Below are 24691 nucleotides of genomic sequence, written 5' to 3'. Positions count from 1 at the left end.
ATCCAGATTTTAGGTTTTATCACCCTATATTCTGATCATAATGAACGTTCGAACGAGGGTCAATAAAAAATGTTATAATATCCACCATTTTCAAATTACTCGTATAAAAAGATTAAAAAAGCTGTAAAACCATGTGTTTCTCCATGATTTCACAGCTTATAGGCCACTTTTCAGATGTAATATTCCACGTTTACTTCACCGTATTACAACTTTTATACCACAGGCGCAATGCATACCGGACGAGGCAGTTCCAGCTTGAACCCGTTATGCGTCAGGCGTCCGTCTTCTTCACTGATCTGGAAACCTACGAGGTTATTGCTGTCCTGATTCGCCACAACCAGAATCCCACCAGGCAAAATATTAAAGTTACGCGGTGTCTGCCCAATCGTGGACGTCCACTCTACGGCTTCCAACTCACCGCTCTCCTGATCAATATGATAGAGCACGATGCTGTCATCTCCCCGATTGGATGCATATAGGAAACGTCCACATGGAGATACACGGATGTCTGCAGCCGTCCCCTCTCCTTTGTGCCCTTCTGGAAGTGTGGAAATGTGCTGCACCGTAGTGAACTCTCCTCTGCGCTCATCGTACAGGAATGCCGTAACCGTGTTGTCCAATTCGTTGATTACATATGCCCACTTCGAGTTGGGATGGAACACAAGATGCCTTGGCCCTGCGCCTGGTGGCTGATCCATCTCACGATGGGTAACCAGACGTCCCTCTTCCAACCGATACACAATGATCTGATCCAGACCGAGGTCACATACGACAGCATACTGTCCGGACGGATCTGGTTGAATGGAGTGTGCATGCGGCCCTTCCTGGCGTTCTTCGTTGATTCCACTTCCCGTGTGCTCCACCCATGCACTCATCTCACCAAGCGTCCCCTGATCACCAACCGGGAATACATTGACACTGCCGCTGCTATAGTTGGATGAGAACACCCACTGACCATCCGTGGAGACAGACACATAACATGGAGAAGCCCCTCTGGTCTGTTTTCGATCCATCAGGTGCAGCTCACTCGTTGCCGCATCTCTTCGATAGACCAACACCTCTCCCTCGTCCGTCTCACTCACCACATACAGACAGTTTCCATCTGGGCTTAGCGCCAGATAAGACGGATTATCCACACCATCCATGTGATTGACGATTCGCATCTCTCCTGTATCCGCATTCAACGCACATAGGTATATTCCGGGTTCATCCGCTGACGCATACGTACCTGTATAGAAAAGTGTTTCCTGAGTTGTGACTGGTTCCATATCTAATCTCTCCCTTATCCTGTATATTCACTGTTCTGATTCTTCCCACTGGTATGTACTTACCCAATTTACGGGCAACTGCTTCACTTCCTGTAACGTGGCTTTCTAAATCGAGAACACCTCCGGTGAGCGCTCTCATATCTGTCATTGACTCCCTTATCGCCTCTCACCATAATACAAAGTATGAGACCTAACAACAGACCACCCCTACAGCGTAAATCTGACGGATTTCGTATGCAAAAACTCATTGTGCTTCCGGACTCCCTGCTGCAAGAAACCGCAGCTTATCCGGTCACGTCCGGATTATACGTTACCGATATCGGTTACTTTCACGAAGCGGAGCATCATTACCGTGACCGTCCCGATGGTTGTGAATCACACATTCTGATGTACTGTGTCCAAGGCACAGGCTGGTATACGATGGATGGCAGCAAGACATATGATGTCCGCCCGGGAAACCTCGTTATATTGCCTGCACATGTTCCTCATGTGTACGGAGCCAACGCAGCTGAACCATGGAGCATCTTCTGGATTCATCTGCGCGGGGAACACGCTTTATCCTACATAGAACCCTTGTTAACTCATCATATTAATACCATGCCACCGGCCAAGGCTCAAAAATGGCTTGAGCTGTTCCATGAATGTTACGGCGCGTTAGAGACGGGTTACTCCATGCAGACGATGACGTATGCCTCCCAGATTATCGGTTATATGCTTGGTATGCTCGCTTATGGACCGGAGACGACAGGAACAGATGGTGGGATTGTGAGCAGCAAACGCGCGGCCGAACAATCCGTTCAATATATGTTGGAGCACCTGGAGAATGGAATCACCCTGAAGGAACTGGCGGCACACGCGCGACTGTCTGTCCCTCATTACTCTCAGTTATTTAAGCAAGCTACGGGGCATTCGCCCATCGATTATTTCCTGCGGCTTAAGATTCAGCATTCCTGCCGCTATCTGGATTTTACCGATTGGACTGTGAAGCAGATCAGTTCGGAGCTTGGATTCAAGGACCCGTACTATTTCTCCCGTCTGTTCAGCAAAATGATGGGACGTTCACCCACGGATTATCGAAATAAATCCAAAGGTTAGAGGCAGTGCCTTCACTTATCCCTATCTGAATGATTATGAATTTCAGTTGGAAAATTGCAGCAACCTTTTGAACAGAAGGGTCGTCTATAGGGGCAAATAACTTTTATATAAAGGGATCATCCCTGGAAAAGTGAGGCGAACCTATCATGAAAAAAAATATACTGGCTACATTAACTGCGGGAGCTCTGCTCACGCTGTCTCTAAGTGCAGGCCCGATCAACGCTGCGCAGGCCCAATTCACGGATATTCAAGGTATCGCAGGAGCAGACAAAATCGAATCTCTCCATAAAGATGGATTCATCAAAGGCGTGAGTGACAGCTTGTTCAAACCTGAACTGGAGTTAAATACCGCTCAGGGCATTCAACTGATTGCGGACGGCCTGAATCTGAATCTGGACACGATTCGTTTTATCAAAATGCCGGTACCAAGTGACTACTTCTCTGCTGTAAAAGATGGCGTATGGTACAGTGATGCATTTATCCGTGCTCAATATAATGGCATTCAGATGTCACAGGATATCGATCCGTCCAAACCGCTTACTCGTGAACAATTTACACTGTTCCTGATGCAAGGCATCGAGGCCAAAGGCGGTCTGCCGATGATTAATATCAAACCTGTGGACATTACCGACGAACAGGAACTTACGCCAGAGTATCAAGGTGCCATTCAGCGTTCACTCGTTCTCAAAATCAATGAACTGGATGCCGACGGAAACTTCAATCCCAAACAAACGATTACTCGCGCTGAAGCAGCAGTGATGATGTATAACGCAATCGAGTACATGGAATCGTTCCATGCACCACAAATCCCGGAAACACCTGAGAAGTAATATTTCCTTGGTGGAAGTTAAGAACTCACTTGAGTGGTGAATCCGCTCGATTGGAGTCACCGTGAGTGGGTTTTTCCACACAACTCCAATATGCCAAACAGCCGCACCTTCCCTCAACAGGAAAGTGCGGCCGTTTGTATTATACCTATATCACTGATGCAATCATCAGATTTAACTTTCTAACTTAGAAAGAACCTTTAACAACAACCTCAGACAACGGTAAACGTCCTGACGGGCGAGCTGGCTGTGCAGCTTTACCTACAGTAATCAACAACGTTGGCACAAATCGTGCAGGAATGTTAAATGTTTCGATCAGTTTTTGTGGATTATATCCACCGATTGGACATGTATCGTAACCCAGGGAGCGTGCAGCAAGCATAATATTTTGGGAAGCAAAAGATGCATTGCGGATCGCTTCATCGCGAGCGATTTGCGGGCTTTGGTAAGCACCGTTGATCTGTCCAACCAATGCGTCACGAACCTCAGCAGTCAGTGCGCCTGCTTCAACAGCTTGATCGTAGATTACGGTGTTACGGTTTGCTTCCAAATCTCCAAGAACAGCAATCGTAACTGAACTTTCCACGATCTGACTTTGACCGTAAGCAACTGGCAGCAATTTCGCTTTGTCTGCTTCGGATTCAATTACGAGGAATCTCCAGTGTTGCAGGTTCCATGAAGATGGTGCTTCCGCAGCTGCTGTCAGAATCGCATTGAGATCAGCTTCAGGCAATTCAAACCCTTTTTCGTACTTTTTGACAGCATGGCGTTCGCTAATAACGCGAAGTGTTTCATTTTTTTCAATGCCTGACATGTGTTCCACTCCCCAGAATCTAATTTGTTTATACTTCTTTTACTTTCGCAAGGTGATCTCGAAGTTTACTCTACCAGGGATTTTCCTTCCGAAAATAACATCAGCGCAGACGATCTCTCCTCATCTGTGTTCAGGTTATGCCCGGAATCGCTTGAGAACATCAATGGATCTTTCACCGGAACATACGCCCATGCCGTAACTTGTCCACCATGCCTGACTAAACCAAGACCATATTCATGGAGGACCATTCGTTGCGGACTCCGTCAGGACTTCTCCTTTGCAGATAATCCCTTCAGCGATAAGTTCAACGTTTCCCCATGACCTATGCGTTCTTTCACATCCTGAATGGATATACGATCAAAATAAGCGCTGAGCGCCTCTTCGCCACCATTATAAATGTTCCCCATCACATCCTGCATATTGGAAGATACCACGCACGATGAACCGGACTCCCCTGAGCACCAGCTGGGACCGAGTGAACCACCAGCTACCAGTCTGTACAATTCTCCCAGCTTGATCTCTTCACTTGGACGGCTAAGCAAGTACCCACCATGAGCACCTTCCTTGGTCGTCAGGTAACCATGCTTGCGCAGAACACTAAGTACCTTACGGACTCTGGCCGGGTGTGTACCCACACTCTGGGACAAATCTTCACTATTGGCCATACACTCATCTCTCATCGACAGAAAAACAAGACAATGCACCGCTATGGTAAATTCGCTGTTCATAACTTACTCCTTCCCGGCTTACAACACCGATGAACTCCAACCCAAGGTAAGTATAACTGTCATTATATGAATAACAGTTATGTTTGTCAACTTTCGTCCAGGATGGAGATCAAACGTGATTTTTCCTGTTATACCAATACTTACAGCTCATCCACACAATTAAGCCAGGATTAACATCCCGTCTTCATTTTAATCCAAAAAAGAACAAAAAAGTGAGCCTTTCGCTACGCGAAGGGCTCCAATAAGATAGACATATGAAAGGGCTTACGTGATTATTATAATCGGTAATCCTCAATTTGAAAACGCTTTTTTTGTAAAGTGCATCATTATTTAAAATTTTTTTTATTTGAATAAAATGAACAACAAGTATTGCTAAAACTAATGCCATTAGTTATTATACTAATATCATTAGTTTTAAGGAGGGTTTATCGATGCGCATTACCCGAGAGTTTGATGTCGTTCAAGTTACGTTTTTTCCAAGACTCTTCCCTGTGAACGTATACCTGGTTGAAGAGGAAGATGGTTTAACCCTGATTGATGCCGGAATACCGGTCAGTCTTAAGGGGATTTTGGCAACTGCCCAGTCCCTTGGAAAACCCATTACCAAGATCATTTTGACTCACGCTCATAGCGACCATATTGGTGCATTGGATCGTCTCAAAGAGGCACTGCCCCAAGCCGAGGTCTTCATCTCGAGACGGGATGCCCGGCTATTGGCGGGTGATACTTCCCTTCTTCCCGGTGAGCCACAAACCCCGGTTCGCGGCGGGGTACCTAAACCCAAAGCGGTGCGCACCCAGCCAAACCACTTGCTGGATGACGGTGACCAGATTGGTTCACTGGTCGCCATTGCCTCACCAGGACATACGCCGGGGCATATGTCCTTCATGGATACGCGCAGCCGCGTGCTCATTGCTGGCGACGCGTACCAGCTGCACGGCGGCCTTGCCGTATCCGGCCGCGTGCGCCCGCTCTTCCCGTTCCCCGCGCTGGCAACGTGGAACCGCGAAGCGGCTCTGGCCAGCGCGAAGCGCCTGGCGGAGCTGGAACCGTCCGTGCTGGCTGTAGGCCACGGACGGATGCTGCGCCAGCCCGCGGCCGCCATGCGCGCGGCAACCGCTGATGCACAGCAGCGGTTTGATCTTGCCGGGGGGCAACTATGAGCCCCCGGCAAGGGCTGGATCGCGGCGCTCTGCTCAGCGCCGCCACCCAGCTTGCTGACAGCGACGGCTTTCAGGCGCTGACACTCGCCGCGTTGGCACAGCGGCTGGATGTGCGCTCGCCGTCGCTCTACAACCACATCAGCGGACTTCCCGGGCTTCGCCAGGAAATGGCGCTGATGTCCGTACAACAGCTTAGCCGCGCATTAACCGCGGCTATCGCTGACCGCACTGGCGATGATGCCATCCAGGCCATCGCTGCGGCATACATTGGCTTCGTCCGCGAGCACCCTGGGCTCTACGAAGCCTCATTTCATGCCCCGGACCGCGAGGAGCCACAGCTCGCCGCGGCCAGCACAGCTACGCTGGAGTTACTGCTGCACAGCTTGCAGCCCTACCTACTCACCGAAGCGGAAGCATTGCACGCCGTTCGTGGTTTGCGCAGCCTCTGCCATGGATTTGCCTCCATTGAGGCACAAGGCGGCTTCGGCATGAACTTTGATCCGGACGAAAGCCTGCGTCTGACCGTATCCGCCTTCCTGCACGGACTCCGGCAGCTTCACAAGAACTAGTAAGTCCGTAGTATGTCCATGACTCCTGGACAATCGCGTATGAAAAAAAATGGCATTCAACTGGGGGTTTCTAGAAAGTATCGTCAAAAAAATTGTTCTCTTACTGAACCTTTTTCCCCACGGGAGCGAATTAAGAGTTGTAACACGTTCAGGAGGGGCCCCTATGAATGAAAAAGAGTTACTTCCGTGGCTTGAAAAAGCAACATTGGGCGACGAGTCAGCCTTTGAGCTTGTCTATGAGGCGACTCACCAAGACGTCTATCGTACGGTTGCTTTTCTCGTTTACAACAAACAGGATATTGAGGATATTGTGAATGAAGTTTACATGCGCATGTGGAAGTCGTTTCACAAGTACGACCAAAACCGGCCATTCCGGTTTTGGTTACACGGAATCACTGTCCGTCTCGTCCAAGATTGGAAAAGAAAGACCTGGCGGCGAATTCGCCTCTTTGAACGAAACCGCCAGATGACTTGTGAACAACTCGACTGGACGGACAAAGCTGTCCTAAAGTTCGAAATGCAACATGAGCTGTTCAGCCTAGTCCGACAGTTGTCATACAAACTACGTGTGGTCGTCATCCTGCGCTATTTTCATGACTATGCTCTGGAAGAAATCGCAGATATGTTGCAGATTCCTATTGGCACAGTGAAATCCAGACATCATCTGGCACTGAAACAACTCCGGAAGCGTTTCGAAAGGACGGGAGGAGATGTGTATGTCCATTGACAAGGAATTGCGCGAAGAGCTTCGTCAGACGGCAGATTTGATGCATTGCCCACCCGAGTTGTATGGAAGTGTCCGACAGTCTTATCAAGACTATGTGAATGAAAAGAGAGGTAAACCTCCTATGAAAAAACGCATGCTAGCAGGTATTGCCGCAGTAGCAATCCTGATACCGTCTGTCGCAGTTGCTGCTTCCTATCTGGCCGATGATATTTTCGGTTCTTCTGCGGTCATTGAACAGCGCGGTGGTACACAGGAAGATTATCAAGCGATTGAAGGAATGCTTCAAGCTGCAAAAGGGAAGCTTACGGAGGACGAATTTAAGGAATATATGGAGCTGACAAAGCAGTTGGTGCAATTAAAGCTGAAGATGACCGATGAAAATGGGGTCAAACATGAGGAGAAGTTGACCAAAGAAGAGCAGCAGCAGTTTGAACAACTTGCTTCCAAGCTGGCTCCGTACTTCGATAAGATTAACGAGACTACCAAGCCGTAAGAAAATGAAAAAGGGACACAATCCGCTATGGATCGGTCCCTTTTTCCACACATTATATGAGATATAATATTCTACTAACGGAAAATCTAATATGTACATCTCCCGTTCCTCTCCATCGGAACGGTTTCTCTACACCCACCCTATGGCCATTGCTGCCTTCCATCCTGCACTTCATTCAGAATATGCTTCATCACGGGCACATACACCTTCCAGTAGAACATGTCCGGAATATCTTTCTGATCGGGCGTAAGCTTGGACCGGACAACCTCCCAACCTCGGATTCGGCGCCAGAAAGAATAATGCTTCATCTCTCCGAATGACCCTGCCATGTAATACGACCGATTATAGTCGTCATATCGGACAAGTGCAGCAAATTCCGCGGGAATTCCTGCATCCACCAGCTTCTGCTCGCCTGTCTCCGTCAGATCCGTCTTATACCAGGCCAGTATGGAATTCTTCTGTTGCGGCACAATGATATCGAACCAGCCATTGTAATGTATATCCTGGGTTATACCGCTCCAATCGCTGCCTTCCGGTGTAAATGCAATCTGTATATTGCCTGTCTTCACATCCGGACCTTTCTCCAGTACCATGACCTGTCCATCCATATGGATCAGCAGCATACCCGCTCCGTGATAAGACCATTTCTTCTTCTCCTGCTGCTCATAGTGCGCCCTAACCCAGCGGGGTACTTCTTCCATACTTTGCAAATTAGATACCGATTTCCCTTGCCATCCACTGCTATTCACGCCCAAGATGGGGTATAGTTGCTCTCTTGTCATCTTGGAAGCCGTATTTGCCAATGCACTGTATTCGGCGACAATCGTTACCCCTTTATACGCAGCCTCGCGGATCTTTTGCACATCATATATCGTTAATCCTTCATAGATTCCGCCTTGTTTCCCTTCACTCTTCTGTGCAGACAGACTACTGCGATTTGCCGTCAGATAGATCAGATCCGTATCTGTCACCTCATCAGGCAGCAGTTGTTTCATCCGGGGAGGCCCGTTCTGAAGATCATAGCCGTAATAATCCTCTTCATACGAGTAGTATTCCCCTGTGTGCTGTACAATCTTCTGTTGATTCAAAAGCCAGACCAACCCCTTGTGCCCCTGATAGGACAAGTCCGGTCTGCTCTTGTCAATAATCATGATGTTCAGTGGAACCGGGGCCTGAGATTGCCACATAATCCAGGGGACAACCAGCACCACCGATACCACTGTAAAACAAGCCAACGTCCACATCGTGGCTGGCCTGTAACTTTTTTTCATGAAGCGTATTCCTCCTTGCTCTGTTCCAAGGTGTTACCAGGATTACCGTTAGATTACCCCAATCCATTCCTGATCTCCTTCTCCTTCTCCTTTTCCTTTCTCAATCCCACAGCCTGCAAAATGCCAAACATACGGAATATATTGTTCAGCGGTCTGAACCAGAACGTCTCCGAACAAGCATACAATAACAGACGCGTCACCTCTCTGGACGTGTACGCTTTGCGTGAACACCATACTTCGAACATTACCATACCTGCGGACAACAGTGAACCATAGAGCAACAGCAGTAGAGCGAGAATGATGCATAGGTTGATATCTACCAACTGTAGTCCTATGCCTGAGATGAACAGCAAAATCGCTCCCAGTTCCATCACAGGTCCCAGCAATTCGATCAGAATAAAATACGGGATGGATACCATCCCCATCCAGCCATAGGCTGGATTAAGAATCATGCTCCGTTGGGCCCATAGACTGCTCGCAAGCTGCATATACCAACGTGTACGCTGTGCGCGCAGCTGACGCCATGTGCCCGGTACTTCTACCCTGCAGATCGGATCGGGAATATATATAATACGACCACGTTCCCGAGTTCGCTTCATATGTTTCTGCAACCGCATCACCAGTTCCATGTGAGCAACCTGGTCATTGCGCTTGTACCCACCAACTTCCATCACCCGGTTCTTTTTGAATACACCGAATACTTGGGCCGTAAATAAAAGCACATTAATATTGTAACGAACAAGTCCCACACCACCAATTAAAAAAGCACGCACGTATTCAATGGTCTGCATTACATACAACGTACTGCCCATAAGTCGTGTGCTATTATCCGTTAAATCTGTATGATCCGTATTTCTGGGGGGTATGAGATCTACTCGTCCACTACAAGCAACGACCTCTTCTCCTGGGAGAGCATCCATAACGGGTTTCATAATCTTCACCAATGCATCCCGTTCCAGAACTGTCCAGGGTCCAACAGAGGCGATATAAGGATATTGCGAGATATTCAGGCCTGCATTCAGGGAGTCCATTCGTCCTCCATACGCCTTGTCGATTACAATCAGACGATGATGCAGCCTGGATTGGTAGACACATTTAATCTGAGCCGTCTCCTGGCCGAGTCCCGAATAATGAACTTTACTCCGAATAGGCATCAGATCATAGGTTTCTATTAACTGTGGCATTGTTCCATCCTCTGATCCATCATTAATAATAATAACTTCATAGCGTGAATACTGAATATCCAGCAGACAATTAATTCGCTGTACGATCGTATTCTCACTATTACGCATCGGGACAAGCAGGGATACCGCCGGAGCCAATTCTTCATCCAACATCTCGTGATATTGCAGCGGGTCCAGATCCCTTCTCGGGATCAATGTGCGAGCGGCAGCAACTACCAGAACAATGCACGTCAAAATCGCAAGCATCAGATAGATAAATATCCCCTCGTAACATGCCAAAACAAAACTCCGCAGCATCTCAATCCATCTATCGTCCATACTGCATCCTTTCCAGCGTTTCTTTCGCTATCTGCCTTGCATATCTATCCGGATGGTTTACAGCCGTTTCCCGGAGTTCTTCAAGTCCCTGCTCGTACCGGGCAAGGGAGTTCGCCGCTTCCTGTCTGATCTGAAAAGAAGGATCGCCCATCATTACCTTCAGTCTAGGAATAAAAGCATCCGCATGAACAGTGCCCATAAGCTGGGTCACTGTTAGTCTTTCAGAGCGTTGCCTTTCCTCACCAGATTCGTTCCATACCAGCAATAGCCCCTTCAGCATATCTTCACGCCCTCTGCCCACTTGAGCCAATGCCTGATAAGCGTGGGTACGCAGCAGCGCATCCTCTCCAAGAATGAGCTTCTCCAGTAGAACAACAGCACCCTCCGTCTGGTCATCCCGAATACGAATGGCATGGACGATATTACACTGGACCTGATAAGGTACATCCTTAAAATGATCCTTCAGACGAGTCCAAGATGAATCGGTAAGCAACAGCAGAATCTGCAGATACTGCGAATCGGACCATACATATTGCTCACGCAACAATTCCTTCACGATTCTGAAATAACCGGTTCGGGCATATATGCGCAATATGATGAAGCGTTCAAGCGGCGTACAGGAAGTAACCCGCAGCATATCCTCTAACTTGGGCAGAAGCTCCACCATATGAAACTGTTCAATATATAACAACGTGTTGACCCGTTCACTCCACTTTCCCGTCTTCAGAACCGACCGGTATGAACTTCCAAAGACTTGCCAAGATAACAGACGAATTCGCAAAATCTCATGCTCTGCGGGACCTTGAGCGAGCCGGTGCAATAACAGTTGCTGCAAAACGCTCTGTTGATCTCCACTCATATTCAATAAGTCTACGCCAATTTCTCCCTCGTTCAGGTACCGCTGAAGAAATGAACCTTCTGCAAGTAATTCATGCATCAGTGCCGTCTTAACTTTTTCACTGCGCCTACTGCTATATTTCATCCATAAGATGTAACCGTAGATAATCAGCAAAAAAGCCAGTACACTTGCACATACAAGGCTGACTACATGTACTAACCAATCTGTATTACCCACAAGCCACCCTCTATGATGTGAGCCGATAAGCTTGAAATACATCCATTGTTGTCCAATCATTGCATGATTTCCCCTTAATCGAATAAACGGCCTTACAACGGGCACAATAATACAAAATTTTCAAATACACCCTGTGAATACATATCGGGTATATGATACACTAAGCTTTCTATCGGCTTTCTACGTTTGTGATATAATAGGAACTGAAAATTCCGGCAATTCGTACTGGGTTCCGGATCTCCGGATAACATATTATTCCAGAAAGAGGGAGTTCTACGTGGCTCAAATCAGTCCGTACTACCTGCAAATCGGAGCAACCGTGGGCATGCTCGTCATGGCACTGCTTGCCATCTTCATCCGCATGAAAGCCAGTCACAGACCGGTGACCATTCGCAAAATCCTTATTCCTCCGCTCGGTATGAGCACAGGATTTCTCATGTTTGTTGTACCGGCAACACATGTTCCTCTACTCTGGGCATTCATTGCGTTTCTGGTGGGCTGGTTCCTCTTCTCCTATCCCCTCATTCGCAGTACACGGTTTGAACGAGTAGGTGAAGAAATTTTTGCCACACGTTCTCGCAGCTTTGCTTTTATCTTGCTTGGATTGCTGGCCGTACGCCTGATCCTGCATGAAGTCATTCAGCGATATGTAAGTATTCCGCAAACAGGCGGATTGTTCTTCCTGCTGGCTTTTGGCATGATTGTACGCTGGCGTGTATATATGTACAAACACTACAAAGAAGTGCTGGTCGCCGAACACTAGTCACCCTACATAGACCACGCACAGATTTACAGATAAAAAAGACACGTTCTGCTGCACCCTCGGTGTGCAGAACGTGTCTTTTCGTTTTCAACCTAATTGTACATGTAAACCATTCAATATCTATTCAGGATCTGCAACCTTAACCAGTTGCTTGCCCAGATTATCTCCCGAGAAAAGACCCATGAATGCTTCCGGGGTCTGTTCGAACCCTTCCACAATGTTTTCTTCATACTGGATATGACCTTCCTTGATCCATTTCGCCAACTTGGCACGGCCTTCCTTGAAGGATTTTGTATAGTCACCCAGCAGGAAACCTTTCATTAATGCTGTATTTGTTAACAGCAACGTCTGTGGTCGCATCCCGATATCCGGCTTCTCCAGATTATAAGACGAAATCTGACCGCATAACGGAATACGTGCATTCCGATTGATGTGGCGCAAGACTGCATCCGAGATGTCACCACCCACATTGTCAAAGTAGACATCTACACCATCCGGGCAAGCCCGTTCAATGGCCGCTGACATATCCTGCTCCTTCTTGTAATTCAACACTACGTCGAAGCCCAGCTTTTCTTTCAAATAAGCGCATTTCTCATCAGAGCCTGCAATGCCAACCACGCGTGCTCCCACAATTTTACCAATCTGACCTGCAATCATGCCTACCGCTCCGGCTGCTCCCGATACAACGACTGTTTCGCCGTCCTTCGGTTTGCCGATGTCCTCCATACCAAAATAAGCCGTCAGACCCGTCAGGCCCAGCGCACCGAGGTAAGCCGTGATTGGTGCTTCTTCGGTATCAATTAGCGAAAGATCGGCCGTGTTCACTGCGGCATATTGCTGCCAGCCCCACATGCCGGATACGAGGTCACCTTTGCGCAGATTCGGTTCCGAAGATTCCACAACCTGTCCAATGGCTCCACCCTTGATCACTTCATTTAACGCGTACGGTGCAGCATAGGATTTTGTATCTTTCATGCGGCCCCGCATGTATGGATCGACTGACAAATATAATGTACGTACCAGGACTTGCCCAGCTTCCGGTTCAGGAAGAGGTGCATCAATGAAGTTGAAATTCTCTCTGGAAGGGGCACCTTCGGGACGAGAAGCAAGTACGATCTGTTTATTTAAAGACACCAAAATTACCTCCTTGTTGCCAAGTGGACGCAAGGTTAACCCTTGTCAGCTGAGATCACTTACCACTGGCTCTGTGTTATCACTTCTTAATAGTTTAAACCGAAACAGGCGGATCACAAACGTGGACCGCCTTGAAATATGCAAATATCGTCACATTGTAGCTGCTTTTGGCTATTATTGTGCTGTCAAAATCACTGGACCATCCGCCGTAATCGCAATCGTATGTTCATACTGGGCAGACAGACTTCCATCCAAAGTACGAGCAGTCCATCCATCTGAATCCAGCTTACTTCGGAACGTACCAATATTCAGCATCGGTTCGATCGTAATAACCATGCCTTCCTTGAGACGCGGACCCCGATGAGGCGGACCGTAGTGAGGGACTTGTGGTTCCTCATGCATCTTCTCACCGATGCCGTGTCCGATAAACTCACGCACAACCGATAGGCCTTCACCTTCTGCATACACTTGAATCGCATTGGAGATATCTCCGATCCGGTTGCCCACCACGGCAAGTTCAATGCCTTTGTACAGAGAGTTTTTGGTTACATCCAGCAGATGTTGTGCTTCCGGAGTCACTTCACCTACGGCATATGACCAAGCCGAATCCGCCAGCCAGCCATTCAGATTAACGACCATGTCGATTGTAACGATATCGCCGTCTTTCAGTGCATATTTTCCCGGAAACCCGTGACAGATCACATCATTAACCGACGCACATGTCGCATATTGGTACCCGTTATATCCCTTTTGTTCCGGTGTAGCGCCATTTTTCTTCATAAAAGCTTCTGCAAACTGGTCGATCTCCTGTGTTGTAACGCCTGGACGAATCATCTTTGCAATTTCTCTATGGCATGCGGCGAGAATTTCTCCGGCTTTTTTCATATATTCAATCTGTTCTTTGGTCTTCAATGTAATCATAACAACTACTCCTGTCCGTTAAAATCTTATCCTGTCCTCTATTGTAACGCTAAACGCTCAAAATAAAAAATTCCGTGCAATCAGCAACATCCTATTATACGCCAAGCTCCTGTCCAATGAATACAATTATCCATGAAAAAATCGAAACCCCTTCTGATCTAGCCACGTATATGCTTAAAACAGTTGAAGTCGAAAGGGTGAAAGCTCATGTTCAAAAAGATTATCGGCAAACTTATCGATTCCAAATCCTCATCTCACCGCAAACGTCATAGCTCCTCAGACAGGCGCTCATATAAACGTCACAGCAGTTCCTCAGGCAAGCGTTCCTACAAGCGCTATTCTTCTTCGGATGTGAAATACCGGGATAGCCGTAGTGGCTCCGGGTATTACAAAAGCAGAAAATACAGCTCCAGCTAAGCGGCTTACACGACTGCTTTTAAAGAGCAATGATCGCACCAGCAGCTTATTAGACGCTACAATAAATGAATATTTAATAAAGGGGTGTTCGCTAGCCATACACACGGCTAACAGAACACCCCTTTATTGTTTCTATATAGCAAAAAGGAAAAAGACCCCTGCAGATATCATACGAAGAGGTCACGGATAACAAATATAGGTCCACCTACAGAGCTTAGTTCATTGTAATTTCAGCAACACATTCCCAATCTCTGCCTGTAACTCTGTCGCCCCACCCTCATAACCTGGACGGAGTCCAAGGAGTCGCTCCAGCATCTGGTGCAATTCCGGCGTAAGCTTAAGTTCCTCCTGCCAGCTGGCGGGTTCACGGCCCTTCTCTGGCTCATAAGCCGAATACAGCATGAAGAGAAGAAAGTGGCCGATATCCTGCAAATCATGATCCGGTGTAGCCCGCTCATCTTCAGGCTCAGGGACTTCACGCATACGTCGCTTTAGCTCCGGCAACAACGGCTCCCCCAAGCGTCTCGCCAAGCCAAAGTCAATCAGATGCACCGTCCCTTCACGTAGAATAACATTGGGAATCCGCACATCTCCATGAATATATCCCTGCTCATGCACATGAGCCACCGGAGCCAGCAGTTGGCCTGCCAATTCCAGACATTCCCGCTCCGTATATCGAAGACCTTGCTCAAATATGCAATCTTCCAGCGTCTGTCCACGAATATACTCGGTAACGATATAACTTCGTCTCCCGGTTGTGAACACATCCAATAGATCAGGGATCGCCGGATGATGCAGACGTCTCATCACGTCCGCCTCCCGCTCCAACAAGTGCGCAGAGAGTCTGCCCTTGCTAGGTTTGGACTCCTTCAACGCCACTTCCCTGCCGTTCTGGTCATCTGTACACAGGTATGTCAGCCCATAGCTCCCCATACCCAGCAATTCCTGTATTGTATAACGCTCAGCAATGGTCGTGCCTTCCCGCCGAGGACGATCCGTCCATAGTCCGAGCAATCTTTGCCAACTTCGTCGCAGCTCCACAGATCCTCCCACGCCAGCTTCCTGATCCACTCAGTCTTTATCTATACTGAGCAGTCCGTTGCCAGTCTTCATGTTGTATGGAGCTTATTATATCAGTCCCATAATACAAAATCACGATGAGTCAGAGCCTGTCATTCAAGCTTCCTTATGCTTCTTGGGCAGGAACCCGAACAACATACGCAGGGATACTCCTTTGGGTTTGCGTTTTCTTCCCTGGAAACTGCGCAGATTGGTTACGAGTTCACGATCTCGCTCCTCTTCCAGCTTCTCGTTCATCCATAGACGCTGTTTTTCCATCTGTTCCTGAAGAGCCATATGTGTATCAGCCAGATGCTGAAGGGTCAGCTCCAGTTCATCGACTCGCTGTTGCAGCAGCTGTACCCGATCATCCTGCTGTTGTTCTACAGCACCATAAGTCACCTCACTTACCAGTTGCCCCAGACCTTCATAGGATCTCAGATTACCCATTACTTCAGGTTCTTCAGGGAATACGGATGACATGACTGTCGCTGCACATTCCGTCTCTGACAGACCTTCAATTCCCACCACTGGTACATCTACTTCTACTACAGGTACTTCTGGAGCCAATACAGTCACCACAGCATCAGCCAGGGGTAGATTATGCTCTCTGAGTTCAGTCATCAGACGTTCAATGCACTCGATGTCGTCGGACTTGAATAGTCTGGATTTGTTGGCGGACCGTTCGAACCGGTATCCCTGTTCTTCCAGTGCTGCCGCATATTTACGAAGAGTACTGGCACCTATGCCCAGGCTCTTGGCCGTTTCCGTCGTTGCTCCTGCTTCTTCAATCATCATTAATTCCCTCCCGGAATGAAGTCTTTTGGGAATCAATTTCATATAACTTTAGTAAGTTATGAAATTGATTCTTGGATAAAAACATTATGGCTTCAGCGTTCCTTTATGGAACCGTCATCGGATCGGGGCAACCTGTCTCATGGATCAAGTATGCTTATCTTTTGCTTGTCCGTATGTATTCGTCAGCTTCTCGGCAGATCCCTTTGGCGGTTTTGTTCTGTTTCTGCGGATTCCTAAGAAGTTTTGTCAGGTATATGATCCGCACAAATAACCCCCAATCCGACAACGAGCATGAATGCTGTCATGTCGAATGACACAGGTGCAAACGCCGTCAAATCTTATGATTATGAATTATTCATGTCAATTTTGTTAACTCCGTTACTCCAATACGCTCCCGCGATAGCGGATATCATTGCTGCACAGCTTTTCCATGTGTTATCTTATGTAACGTAGAAGTGGATTTCAGCATAAAATAAAGGACTATACTTAACATAGGACGCATTAGTAACGGATAAATATCAATCTAAATGGGGGCTGAACGGCAGTGTTAGGCAAATCAGGCAAAGTAGCGGTGATTGGGGCGGGTCTTGTCGGTTCGAGTTGTGCGTATTCCATGATTAATCAATCGATATGCAGGGAAATTATGATGGTGGACCGGACGTATGACCGTGCTGTAGCACAGGCATTGGATTTTTCCCATTGTATGGACTTCACACATAACCGCACCAAGGTATATGCAGGCACGTACGCCGAATGTGGCAATATGGATGTTATTATCTTAACTGCCGGGGCGAATCCCAAGCCAGGACAGACACGGCTGGATATTCTGGAGGAAGCGGAATCGATTGCCAAAGACATCGTGGTCCCGATCATGAACAGTGGATTTAACGGGATTTTTGTCGTCGCTGCTAATCCGGTTGACATAGTAACTTATATGGTATGGAAATTATCCGGCCTCCCGCGCGAACACGTCATCGGTACAGGCACGTCCATTGATTCTTCAAGGCTCAAAACACTACTGTCTGAAGTCTTCTCCATCGATCCACGCAGTGTGCATGGTTATGCTCTCGGGGAGCATGGAGAATCCCAGTTCGTGGCCTGGTCCCATGTGACCATCGGTGGCAAACCGATTATGCACATTATGGATCAGCACAAGGAGCGTTTCAAACATCTGGATCTGGAGGATATCGCACGCAAAACGAAAGATGCAGGCTGGGAGATCTTTACCCGTAAAGGTTCTACCCAATTCGGAATCGGCAATGCCCTCGCGCATATCACCCGTTCCATCCTCAATGACGAACACAAGATCATCGCCGTATCGGCTATCCTGGACGGAGAGTATGAGCAACATAACGTCTGCGTCGGTGTTCCTGCAATCATCGGTGGCAATGGTATTCAAGAGATTATCGAATTGAATCTGGATGCAACGGAACGTGAGAAATTCAACAATTCCTGTGAAATCCTATCAGGTAACATCAATCGTCTGACACTGGTATAAGCCATTCGTGTACAACTCCACTTTGTATGCTTCGGCTCAACTTCAAAAGCCTGTCCACGCAAACACGCCAATAACACTCCATCAGTGGAGGATTATTGGCGTGTTTGCGTTTATTATTTTCACAGCCAGATGAATCAATTTCATAATTGATTTGAGTAGTTGTTCAATTGGGTGCAAGTTGAGGTTCGTCCCTTGGCCCCCATTGCTGTAACACCCGCTTCAACTCACTCAGCATAACCGGTTTGCTAATAAAGTCACGCATTCCAATCTCCAGACAAGCTTCCTTATCTTCACGTTTGGCATTGCTTGTAACTGCGATGATTGGAGGTATGCGATCCTGTGGAATTAGGCGGTGTAACAGGTCTGTCGCCTTCAATCCATCCATCACAGGCATATGAATATCCATCAGGACGATATCATAAGCATTCTGAGAGATGGCATCAATTGCCTCCACGCCATTAGTACACACATCTGCCTGGTATCCGAGCTTCTCCAGATATTCTCGCAAAATCTTCCGATTCACCGGATGATCCTCCGCCACCAGAATACGCATGGCGACCTTGTCACTTTGACGTGTGCGATCATGATGGAACTGACTTGCTGTCTGTTCTGCCGAAGCATCTACACTCGCCGCAGGAACAGCAAACCGGAAGGTTGAGCCTTCCCCTTCTATACTCTCGACACTGATACTGCCTCCCATGATCTCCACGAGTCGCTTGGAGATGACCAGTCCCAGTCCGGTGCCACCATACTTCCGGTTAATCACCGGATGCAGTTGAGAGAAGGACTGAAACAACTGATCCAGCTTGTCAGCGGGGATGCCAATTCCCGTATCTTGCACTGCAAAATCAAGAACGCTGTCTTCAGGCTTTCTGCCCTTGATAATATCCACGGCAACCTCAATGCTTCCCTGATCTGTGAACTTGAGCGCATTGCCAACCAAGTTCACCAGAATCTGCCGGATACGTATGGCGTCACCGACCATGAACTCAGGGATGCTCGGATTGAGACGATATCTGATCTCCAGATGTTTCTCATCTGCACGCGGTTTAAACAGTTCGGCAACCTGTTCCAACATCTTGCGTAATGCAAATGGTTCATAAGCCAGTGCCATTTTCCCGGATTCCAGCTTACTGAAGTCCAAAATATCATTAAGAATGTTCAGCAGAGCATCGCCGCTGTCTCGAATAATCTCGGCATATTCACGCTGTTCTTCCGATAAATCGGTACCGATCAACAATTCTGTCATCCCCACGATCCCATTCATCGGTGTCCGGATCTCATGGCTAACCATCGACAGAAATTCCGACTTGGCCTGAGCTGCCAGCTCAGCTGTCTCTTTGGCACGTACAATTTCACGTTCGCCAGTCACATCATTAAATACAACCACCGCGCCCTGAATCTGTCCCTGCTCAATAATCGGCGTCACCTGATACTGCACCAGAAAGCTGCTGCCATCTTTACGCCAGAATACATCTTCCTTGATTGAACGTCTCTGTCCATCCAACACGGTCATGTGGATCGGACACTCTTCTTGTGGCAAATGACTTCCGTCTGCACGGGTGTGATGGATGATGGGATGTGAGTTTTTGCCAATGAATTCTTTCGCCTCATAACCGAACATTGAAGCTGCTGCTGGATTCATAAACATGGTGATTCCATCCGCATCCAAACCAAATATTCCTTCTGTAACCGTGTTGAGAATCAGCTCATGTTGCTTGCTGAGCTCCTGAATCCGTTCCGTGTATTCCTTGCGCTCGGTAATATCGGACACGATTCCATAGACGCCCACCATTTCCTTATCCACAATAATGGGCACATTCGTAACAGATACTTCAATCTTCCGACCACTTGAATTAACGACTCGGGTCTCATAATATTGCGGTTCGCCTTGCTTCACCATGTCAAAATAATGTTTGCCATATTGCACTTCGCATTTATCCAGATTGGATAAAAAAGATTGGCCAATAAGCTTATTGCGCGGAATATCCAACATTTGCACCAGTTTGCTGTTCACTGCGCTGTATTTACCTTCCAGATTCAATGAATACACAGCTGCCGGGTTATGTTCGAACAACGATCTGTATCGCTGACGGCTTTCCCGAAGACGTCTTTCCGCATCCTTATGCTGGGTAATATCCCTGCTGATGCTTACAATCTGGACACTCTCGCCACGCTCTCCAGCAACAGGTTTCGCCAATGTCTCCATCCAGATATAATGTCCCTTTTTGTGCAACACACGCATCTTGCAGCCATTGCCGATCTTGGAAAGATCCATAGGGTCCGGATAATCTCCTGGATAACAATAATCCTTGAAGGACTTTCCTATGACTTCATCCGGCTTATAACCCAGTAAGGTGTACACGGAAGGGGAAACGTATAACAACTCGCCATCCGTAGCACAAGTTGTAATCAGATCTTGTGCATGGTCAGCCAGCACCTGATATTTCTCCTGTGCCTCCTTAAGCTCACGTTGCACTTCCAGGATATCGGTAACATCTTTGGCAATGCCATAGATTCCTACAACTTCTGTTCCCTCCGTTATAGGCACATACGTTATCTCTGCCTGTTTCAGGGAACCATCTTTATGATAAAAAGTAATTGGATTACTGACTGAACGTCCAGCCAGTACCTCTTTAATGTATTGTTTGCGTGAATTTTCACTGTCCGGAGGACAGATCTCACTCTGATTCATACGAATCAAGTCATCCAGTGTATACCCAGATATCCGCTCTACCGAGGGATTAGCATCAATATAGTTTCCATGGATGTCCATTACATAAATGGCATCCGGATGGTTAAAAAACAGTGATTGGTAAGAACTTCCCTCAGAAATAATGCGCTTCAGGGTTTCCGTTTTATTAATATCCAAGGCTTACCCCTCTTTTCTCAGCCAATATCTTCATCTAACAGCAGGGATTAATTATCCCTTACAAAAATAGGCCTACCCTCGAATAACCATGTAAGCCTGCCTAGAAACAGCTTTTTCTATTTTACCAGATTCTCGTCTCATTTTGCTTACAATCTATGATTCAATTCACATGATGTGTGAGGTAATACTTGGAATTTTGATTTTACTTAGGAGGTGCCTGCAAAGGCACACAAGTTATACAAGGATCAATGTAAGCCTCTAAAGCTTGAAGTTCAATTCCAAGTCAGCTGATTCTGACGAATGGCTAAACGATTTTCTAAAGAACTTAGGACATCTTATTTGGTGTCCAGGTCCCCTTTTAAAATTTTAAAGAACATCAGACACGTTAATCCCCATAATCTCCTGACATAAACGCTGCAAACGGTTGTTTCATTGGATATAACATGTCTCAGGTTCCTTAGTTCTCTGAGATCGCTTCAAATCCTTGATTAAGACTCCTCAGATTCGTTAGCGAGCTGAGAGGATGAACCCGACCCCCGCCTGAAACAAAGTTTCTCAAAGAAAGAGAGATCATCCGCTCTTATGATGCCTCGATATAAAATCAACGATACATTTTGTATCGAAAAGGCTATAATCTTTAAAAAAAGTTTTTTTGATTACGGAGAGGACGGATGAATCATGCTGCCCAACAGAGTTAAAATTGTTTACGGTAAACTAAGAGGTTTGGCCATCTTTGGTAAAATTCAGCCCTCTATGGGCCTGCTGCAACGAATCAGGGGTAAGGTTTATCTGAATAAATTGGGTGATTTGCAGGTAGAAAAACGACTTAACATCATAGGCAAACCTTGGGGAACCCAGTTAACCGTGGTCAAAGGTGCGCGATTAACCATTGGCGATGACGTCATGATTAATGCAGGTGTGGGGATTGCCGCTAACGTTGAAGTGACCATCGGCAATAACGTCATGATTGGTCCTCGAACAAGCATATTCGACAGTGCCTACCACCGAATTGACTCGCTGGATGACGGGAGCCAGACTGCCAAGCGGATTGTGATTCAGGATAATGCCTGGATTGGTACAGGCGCACTTATTTTGCCCGGAGTGACCATTGGCAGAAATGCAGTTGTGGCAGCAGGAAGCACGGTAACTAAAGATGTACCCGAGAATACACTTGTAGCCGGGGCACCAGCCAAAATCATTCGGGAGTTGACCATTCATGATGGGTGGGTCAGACATTAGAAAAAATCCTCCTGAAGCATACATACAATGGAGTTTGCATGTTTTGCTTAAAGAGGATTTTGATCTACGATAACCAAGTGTGTAAGGGATTATTCAGATTTCTTTTTTCGCAAAATATATCATGCCGATTCCAATGAAAATGACAGCACTGCCTCCAACGACCGCCAGCATCGTCATCAGTGGCACGTTGTAGGCTCCGAAACCTGCGCCGTCCACGGGTGTCATCAGAATCATCGGTTGTGCCCATGGATAATACGGCCCATATGTCGCCGAGTTTACAATGAGAATATTCGGTATGGTCAGTGCAAAATTCAGTGCGAGCGGTGCGGCAAAGCTGCTCCACACCAATGAAACAAACATCTGCAGGGCAGCCAAGGGTACACAGGCCAGCAACCCAAGCAGCAGTTTGCTCATCAAGAATCCCCAAGGTACTGGCATCGTAATGCCATGAACCAACCCTGCCAGCAGAATGGACATCAGCAGCAATGCTTGCGTACCCGCCAAAAGCATGAGTACAATCGTCAGTTTACCTGCATATACGCCTGAACGTGTGAGCGGTAAAACCAGCATCTGCTTCCACCCTCCACCCGCATGTTCGAAACGGCAGACAAAGGATGTAAACACGCCAGTCAGCATCGGTAACAATAACAATCCGTGCAGGAAAACCATCGTGGTCATCAATACCTGCCAATTCCCCGATGGCGTGGACAACAGTCCGATGAGCAGCGCAATGAGTGGACTCAGCAGAATCAGGAGCCATATGGGCGATTTGCCCATTTTCAATCGTTCAGCGGACAAAATTCGGAAGTACGTTGTTGCAAAGCTCATATCAGGCCACATCCTTCCGGCTAAAATGCACCATACCTAGCAACAGGATCAATATCCCAAGACCTGCTCCCATGCCTGCATAGAGGTATGGATTGGGCCCATTCCAGGCCATCTGTGCCCATGCGAGCGGAAAGCTCGGTGAGATACTGAGCGAGAACATACCCGTTATCGCGAGAACGATGCCCAGGGTGACGGGAAGCGCCTGATTCTTGTTAACCATCGTGAGCCATAACTCCAACGACAACACCGGAAGTGCACCAGCCAAAGGCAACAGCCCCAGCTTGATCGCATGTGTCCAAGGGATCTCACTGGCATGGAATCCGAGGATCAGACCCAGACCTACAATTCCTGCGGTTAGCAGCAGGCAGGAGATCACCAGCAGCACACAAGCAAGCAGGAACTTGGCTAAATACACGGCTGGTCTGGGAATGGGCATCGCAAGCAACTGTTTCCACGATCCCTGTTCATGCTCAACATTAGCGATCATGGAGCTGAGAATGGTTGCTCCCAGCATCAGAGACAAGGGCACAAAGACAACCACATTGCCGAGCAATCCGCCCCACAGGTTATCTGCATACTGCTCTTTCAGATAGTCCAGCCGTAAGCCAAAATTAAGCGCCTGCATCGCTGTCAATCCAAGAGGGGCCAGAAAGACAAGAAACCAGATCCCTTTCCCCCGAATCTTGAGCCAGTCTGACGATAATGCACGCCCGGTCATATGGAAGCCCCCTCGCCAATGACCCGCATGAACAGATCTTCCAGCGACTGACGCTGTTCCTCTACACGATACACATCATGATCCTGCTCAATTAATCGGCGCACAAGCAGTGCCACTGAACTGTTATCCATATAAGGGAACGTTAACGCAGCACCTTGTTGATGACCAAATTGTCCCTGTTCTTTTGCCAGCTTCATAGCCTCTTCCGGCTCGGAAACCGTTAACCGGATAGAACTACCCGTCTGACTATGCAGACTTGCGATAGTATCCTGAAGCACCATCTTGCCTTCACGGATAATACCAACACGACTTGCCATCTGTTCGACTTCACTCAGCAAGTGGCTGGAAACCAGAACGGTAATGCCATGTTCCAGAGGCATGCGTTTGATCAGTTCCCGAATCTCCTGAATACCGGCAGGATCAAGCCCATTCGTTGGTTCGTCCAGAATCAGCAGCTCCGGTTCACCCAGCAAAGCGCTGGCAATACCCAGACGCTGCTTCATCCCAAGGGAATAGCCCTTCACTGAACGTTTGGCATCCTTGGTCAGATCTACAATGGACAACACTTCAGCAATTCTTGATTTTGGTACATTGATGATGCGACGCAAAGTTTCCAGATTCTCTACTGCGTTCAGATGTCCGTAATAGGACGGGTATTCGACCAAGGAACCCACACGGCGCAAAATATCCATGCGATCCTTGCGGATATCCTTGTCGAAGACACGAATCACGCCTTTGGTTGGTTTAATCAAGCCGAGAAGCATGCGAATCGTTGTTGTTTTGCCGGCACCGTTGGGACCGAGGAAGCCGTAGATATCTCCCTTTTTAATATGCAGATCAAGTTCACGGACCGCTGCACGGTCCCGGTATGTTTTCCATAGATTAGCCGTTTGAATAATATTTTCACTCACT

General features: G+C 47.6%; 25 protein-coding genes. 10 read left to right on the top strand and 15 right to left on the bottom strand.

The genetic code is table 11. The features are described from left to right. Positions 1-212: 212 nt before the first annotated feature. A complete protein-coding gene (locus MHI12_RS02615) occupies positions 213-1268 on the bottom strand; it encodes a lactonase family protein (RefSeq protein WP_405171434.1) in 1056 nt (351 codons plus the stop codon). Between the two features lie 234 nt (positions 1269-1502). Here MHI12_RS02615 and MHI12_RS02610 point away from each other — a divergent pair, with 234 nt between their 5' ends. Together MHI12_RS02610 and MHI12_RS02605 are read left to right on the top strand one after the other, a co-directional pair. Next, positions 1503-2363 carry an AraC family transcriptional regulator gene (locus tag MHI12_RS02610; protein WP_405171433.1) on the top strand — a complete coding sequence of 287 codons (861 nt, stop codon included), beginning with the start codon at positions 1503-1505 and terminating at the stop codon, positions 2361-2363. 146 nt (positions 2364-2509) lie between these two features. Further along, positions 2510-3193, top strand: a complete 684-nt coding sequence (locus MHI12_RS02605; RefSeq protein ID WP_074093279.1) for an S-layer homology domain-containing protein — start codon at positions 2510-2512, stop codon at positions 3191-3193. Between the two features lie 184 nt (positions 3194-3377). On the opposite strand, the gene MHI12_RS02600 is transcribed toward MHI12_RS02605, so the two are convergent. The 3 genes from MHI12_RS02600 to MHI12_RS02590 all read right to left on the bottom strand — a co-directional run bounded on the left by MHI12_RS02600 (position 3378) and on the right by MHI12_RS02590 (position 4732). Further along, positions 3378-4004: a nitroreductase family protein gene (locus tag MHI12_RS02600; protein ID WP_076215923.1), complete on the bottom strand. Its 627-nt coding sequence runs from the start codon at positions 4002-4004 to the stop codon at positions 3378-3380. A 65-nt stretch (positions 4005-4069) separates the two neighbouring features. Next, complete coding sequence (locus tag MHI12_RS02595) at positions 4070-4252, bottom strand: hypothetical protein (protein ID WP_405171432.1); 183 nt, start codon at positions 4250-4252, stop codon at positions 4070-4072. Positions 4253-4267: 15 nt separating this feature from the next. After that, positions 4268-4732: an RrF2 family transcriptional regulator gene (locus MHI12_RS02590; RefSeq protein ID WP_405171431.1), complete on the bottom strand. Its 465-nt coding sequence runs from the start codon at positions 4730-4732 to the stop codon at positions 4268-4270. Between the two features lie 431 nt (positions 4733-5163). Here MHI12_RS02590 and MHI12_RS02585 point away from each other — a divergent pair, with 431 nt between their 5' ends. The 4 genes from MHI12_RS02585 (at position 5164) to MHI12_RS02570 (ending at position 7684) form a co-directional block, all read left to right on the top strand. Then, positions 5164-5895 (top strand): MBL fold metallo-hydrolase, encoded by a 732-nt coding sequence (locus MHI12_RS02585; protein WP_405171430.1) that lies wholly within the window; start codon positions 5164-5166, stop codon positions 5893-5895. Then, complete coding sequence (locus MHI12_RS02580; RefSeq protein ID WP_405171429.1) at positions 5892-6464, top strand: TetR/AcrR family transcriptional regulator; 573 nt, start codon at positions 5892-5894, stop codon at positions 6462-6464. The genes MHI12_RS02585 and MHI12_RS02580 overlap by 4 nt, the downstream gene beginning before the upstream one ends. A 163-nt stretch (positions 6465-6627) precedes the next feature. Then, positions 6628-7191 (top strand): sigma-70 family RNA polymerase sigma factor, encoded by a 564-nt coding sequence (locus tag MHI12_RS02575; protein ID WP_405171428.1) that lies wholly within the window; start codon positions 6628-6630, stop codon positions 7189-7191. Continuing rightward, on the top strand, positions 7181-7684 hold the full coding sequence (locus MHI12_RS02570) for a DUF3600 domain-containing protein (protein ID WP_405171427.1): 504 nt from the start codon (positions 7181-7183) through the stop codon (positions 7682-7684). Before MHI12_RS02575 ends, MHI12_RS02570 begins: the two co-directional genes overlap by 11 nt. 140 nt (positions 7685-7824) lie before the next feature. On the opposite strand, the gene MHI12_RS02565 is transcribed toward MHI12_RS02570, so the two are convergent. From MHI12_RS02565 to MHI12_RS02555, 3 genes are read right to left on the bottom strand one after another with little or no spacing between them, the layout of a single operon-like run. Then, positions 7825-8955, bottom strand: a complete 1131-nt coding sequence (locus MHI12_RS02565) for a hypothetical protein (protein ID WP_405171426.1) — start codon at positions 8953-8955, stop codon at positions 7825-7827. Positions 8956-9008: 53 nt separating this feature from the next. Then, on the bottom strand, positions 9009-10457 hold the full coding sequence (locus tag MHI12_RS02560) for a glycosyltransferase family 2 protein (RefSeq protein WP_405171425.1): 1449 nt from the start codon (positions 10455-10457) through the stop codon (positions 9009-9011). Continuing rightward, a complete protein-coding gene (locus tag MHI12_RS02555; RefSeq protein WP_405171424.1) occupies positions 10447-11592 on the bottom strand; it encodes a HEAT repeat domain-containing protein in 1146 nt (381 codons plus the stop codon). The genes MHI12_RS02560 and MHI12_RS02555 overlap by 11 nt, the downstream gene beginning before the upstream one ends. A 217-nt stretch (positions 11593-11809) precedes the next feature. Here MHI12_RS02555 and MHI12_RS02550 point away from each other — a divergent pair, with 217 nt between their 5' ends. Beyond that, a complete protein-coding gene (locus MHI12_RS02550; RefSeq protein ID WP_179088578.1) occupies positions 11810-12295 on the top strand; it encodes a CcdC family protein in 486 nt (161 codons plus the stop codon). A 120-nt stretch (positions 12296-12415) separates the two neighbouring features. Here the strand turns inward: MHI12_RS02550 and MHI12_RS02545 are convergent, their stop codons facing one another. Together MHI12_RS02545 and map are read right to left on the bottom strand one after the other, a co-directional pair. Next, a complete protein-coding gene (locus MHI12_RS02545; protein WP_341005929.1) occupies positions 12416-13429 on the bottom strand; it encodes an NADP-dependent oxidoreductase in 1014 nt (337 codons plus the stop codon). Positions 13430-13603: 174 nt separating this feature from the next. After that, the gene (map, locus tag MHI12_RS02540; protein ID WP_405171423.1) at positions 13604-14350 is read right to left on the bottom strand and encodes a type I methionyl aminopeptidase; all 747 of its coding nucleotides are present in this window, start codon (positions 14348-14350) and stop codon (positions 13604-13606) included. A 207-nt stretch (positions 14351-14557) separates the two neighbouring features. Between map and MHI12_RS02535 the strand changes: the two genes are divergently transcribed. Next, complete coding sequence (locus tag MHI12_RS02535) at positions 14558-14767, top strand: hypothetical protein (protein ID WP_074093270.1); 210 nt, start codon at positions 14558-14560, stop codon at positions 14765-14767. Positions 14768-14986: 219 nt separating this feature from the next. Here the strand turns inward: MHI12_RS02535 and MHI12_RS02530 are convergent, their stop codons facing one another. Then, positions 14987-15808 (bottom strand): serine/threonine protein kinase, encoded by an 822-nt coding sequence (locus tag MHI12_RS02530; protein WP_405171422.1) that lies wholly within the window; start codon positions 15806-15808, stop codon positions 14987-14989. A gap of 135 nt (positions 15809-15943) precedes the next feature. Further along, a complete protein-coding gene (locus MHI12_RS02525) occupies positions 15944-16624 on the bottom strand; it encodes a hypothetical protein (RefSeq protein ID WP_405171421.1) in 681 nt (226 codons plus the stop codon). A 544-nt stretch (positions 16625-17168) separates the two neighbouring features. Between MHI12_RS02525 and MHI12_RS02520 the strand changes: the two genes are divergently transcribed. Continuing rightward, a complete protein-coding gene (locus MHI12_RS02520; RefSeq protein WP_405171420.1) occupies positions 17169-18122 on the top strand; it encodes an L-lactate dehydrogenase in 954 nt (317 codons plus the stop codon). Between the two features lie 163 nt (positions 18123-18285). Here the strand turns inward: MHI12_RS02520 and MHI12_RS02515 are convergent, their stop codons facing one another. After that, on the bottom strand, positions 18286-20994 hold the full coding sequence (locus MHI12_RS02515; protein ID WP_405171419.1) for a PAS domain S-box protein: 2709 nt from the start codon (positions 20992-20994) through the stop codon (positions 18286-18288). Positions 20995-21672: 678 nt separating this feature from the next. On the opposite strand from MHI12_RS02515, the gene MHI12_RS02510 reads away from it, so the two are divergent. Beyond that, entirely contained in the window at positions 21673-22233 is a 561-nt protein-coding gene (locus tag MHI12_RS02510; protein WP_405171418.1) for an acyltransferase, read from the top strand. A 93-nt stretch (positions 22234-22326) separates the two neighbouring features. On the opposite strand, the gene MHI12_RS02505 is transcribed toward MHI12_RS02510, so the two are convergent. Genes MHI12_RS02505 through MHI12_RS02495 form a run of 3 tightly spaced genes read right to left on the bottom strand, consistent with a single transcriptional unit; the run spans position 22327 to position 24690 of the window. After that, the gene (locus MHI12_RS02505; protein WP_405171417.1) at positions 22327-23061 is read right to left on the bottom strand and encodes an ABC transporter permease; all 735 of its coding nucleotides are present in this window, start codon (positions 23059-23061) and stop codon (positions 22327-22329) included. 1 nt (position 23062) lies between these two features. Next, on the bottom strand, positions 23063-23779 hold the full coding sequence (locus MHI12_RS02500; RefSeq protein WP_341005924.1) for an ABC transporter permease: 717 nt from the start codon (positions 23777-23779) through the stop codon (positions 23063-23065). Further along, positions 23776-24690 (bottom strand): ABC transporter ATP-binding protein, encoded by a 915-nt coding sequence (locus MHI12_RS02495; protein ID WP_036607503.1) that lies wholly within the window; start codon positions 24688-24690, stop codon positions 23776-23778. Before MHI12_RS02495 ends, MHI12_RS02500 begins: the two co-directional genes overlap by 4 nt. Between the last annotated feature and the right edge of the window lies 1 nt (position 24691).

It is taken from the genome of Paenibacillus sp. FSL H8-0280 (genome assembly GCF_045040665.1).
GTDB classification, from domain to species: domain Bacteria; phylum Bacillota; class Bacilli; order Paenibacillales; family Paenibacillaceae; genus Paenibacillus; species Paenibacillus xylanexedens_A.
The sequence above is the reverse complement of the archived record's forward strand: the minus strand, read 5'-3'. Positions and strand labels throughout refer to the sequence as shown.

Excerpts from the sequence above, each read along its gene's own strand:
- MHI12_RS02615 (WP_405171434.1), bottom strand. The coding sequence starts at position 1,268 with ATGGAACCAGTCACAACTCAGGAAACACTTTTCTATACAGGTACGTAT.
- MHI12_RS02610 (WP_405171433.1), top strand. The coding sequence starts at position 1,503 with ATGCAAAAACTCATTGTGCTTCCGGACTCCCTGCTGCAAGAAACCGCA.
- MHI12_RS02605 (WP_074093279.1), top strand. The coding sequence starts at position 2,510 with ATGAAAAAAAATATACTGGCTACATTAACTGCGGGAGCTCTGCTCACG.
- MHI12_RS02600 (WP_076215923.1), bottom strand. The coding sequence starts at position 4,004 with ATGTCAGGCATTGAAAAAAATGAAACACTTCGCGTTATTAGCGAACGC.
- MHI12_RS02595 (WP_405171432.1), bottom strand. The coding sequence starts at position 4,252 with ATGGTCCTCCATGAATATGGTCTTGGTTTAGTCAGGCATGGTGGACAA.
- MHI12_RS02590 (WP_405171431.1), bottom strand. The coding sequence starts at position 4,732 with ATGAACAGCGAATTTACCATAGCGGTGCATTGTCTTGTTTTTCTGTCG.
- MHI12_RS02585 (WP_405171430.1), top strand. The coding sequence starts at position 5,164 with ATGCGCATTACCCGAGAGTTTGATGTCGTTCAAGTTACGTTTTTTCCA.
- MHI12_RS02580 (WP_405171429.1), top strand. The coding sequence starts at position 5,892 with ATGAGCCCCCGGCAAGGGCTGGATCGCGGCGCTCTGCTCAGCGCCGCC.
- MHI12_RS02575 (WP_405171428.1), top strand. The coding sequence starts at position 6,628 with ATGAATGAAAAAGAGTTACTTCCGTGGCTTGAAAAAGCAACATTGGGC.
- MHI12_RS02570 (WP_405171427.1), top strand. The coding sequence starts at position 7,181 with ATGTCCATTGACAAGGAATTGCGCGAAGAGCTTCGTCAGACGGCAGAT.
- MHI12_RS02565 (WP_405171426.1), bottom strand. The coding sequence starts at position 8,955 with ATGAAAAAAAGTTACAGGCCAGCCACGATGTGGACGTTGGCTTGTTTT.
- MHI12_RS02560 (WP_405171425.1), bottom strand. The coding sequence starts at position 10,457 with ATGGACGATAGATGGATTGAGATGCTGCGGAGTTTTGTTTTGGCATGT.
- MHI12_RS02555 (WP_405171424.1), bottom strand. The coding sequence starts at position 11,592 with ATGATTGGACAACAATGGATGTATTTCAAGCTTATCGGCTCACATCAT.
- map (WP_405171423.1), bottom strand. The coding sequence starts at position 14,350 with ATGATTACATTGAAGACCAAAGAACAGATTGAATATATGAAAAAAGCC.
- MHI12_RS02535 (WP_074093270.1), top strand. The coding sequence starts at position 14,558 with ATGTTCAAAAAGATTATCGGCAAACTTATCGATTCCAAATCCTCATCT.
- MHI12_RS02525 (WP_405171421.1), bottom strand. The coding sequence starts at position 16,624 with ATGATGATTGAAGAAGCAGGAGCAACGACGGAAACGGCCAAGAGCCTG.
- MHI12_RS02510 (WP_405171418.1), top strand. The coding sequence starts at position 21,673 with ATGCTGCCCAACAGAGTTAAAATTGTTTACGGTAAACTAAGAGGTTTG.
- MHI12_RS02505 (WP_405171417.1), bottom strand. The coding sequence starts at position 23,061 with ATGAGCTTTGCAACAACGTACTTCCGAATTTTGTCCGCTGAACGATTG.
- MHI12_RS02500 (WP_341005924.1), bottom strand. The coding sequence starts at position 23,779 with ATGACCGGGCGTGCATTATCGTCAGACTGGCTCAAGATTCGGGGGAAA.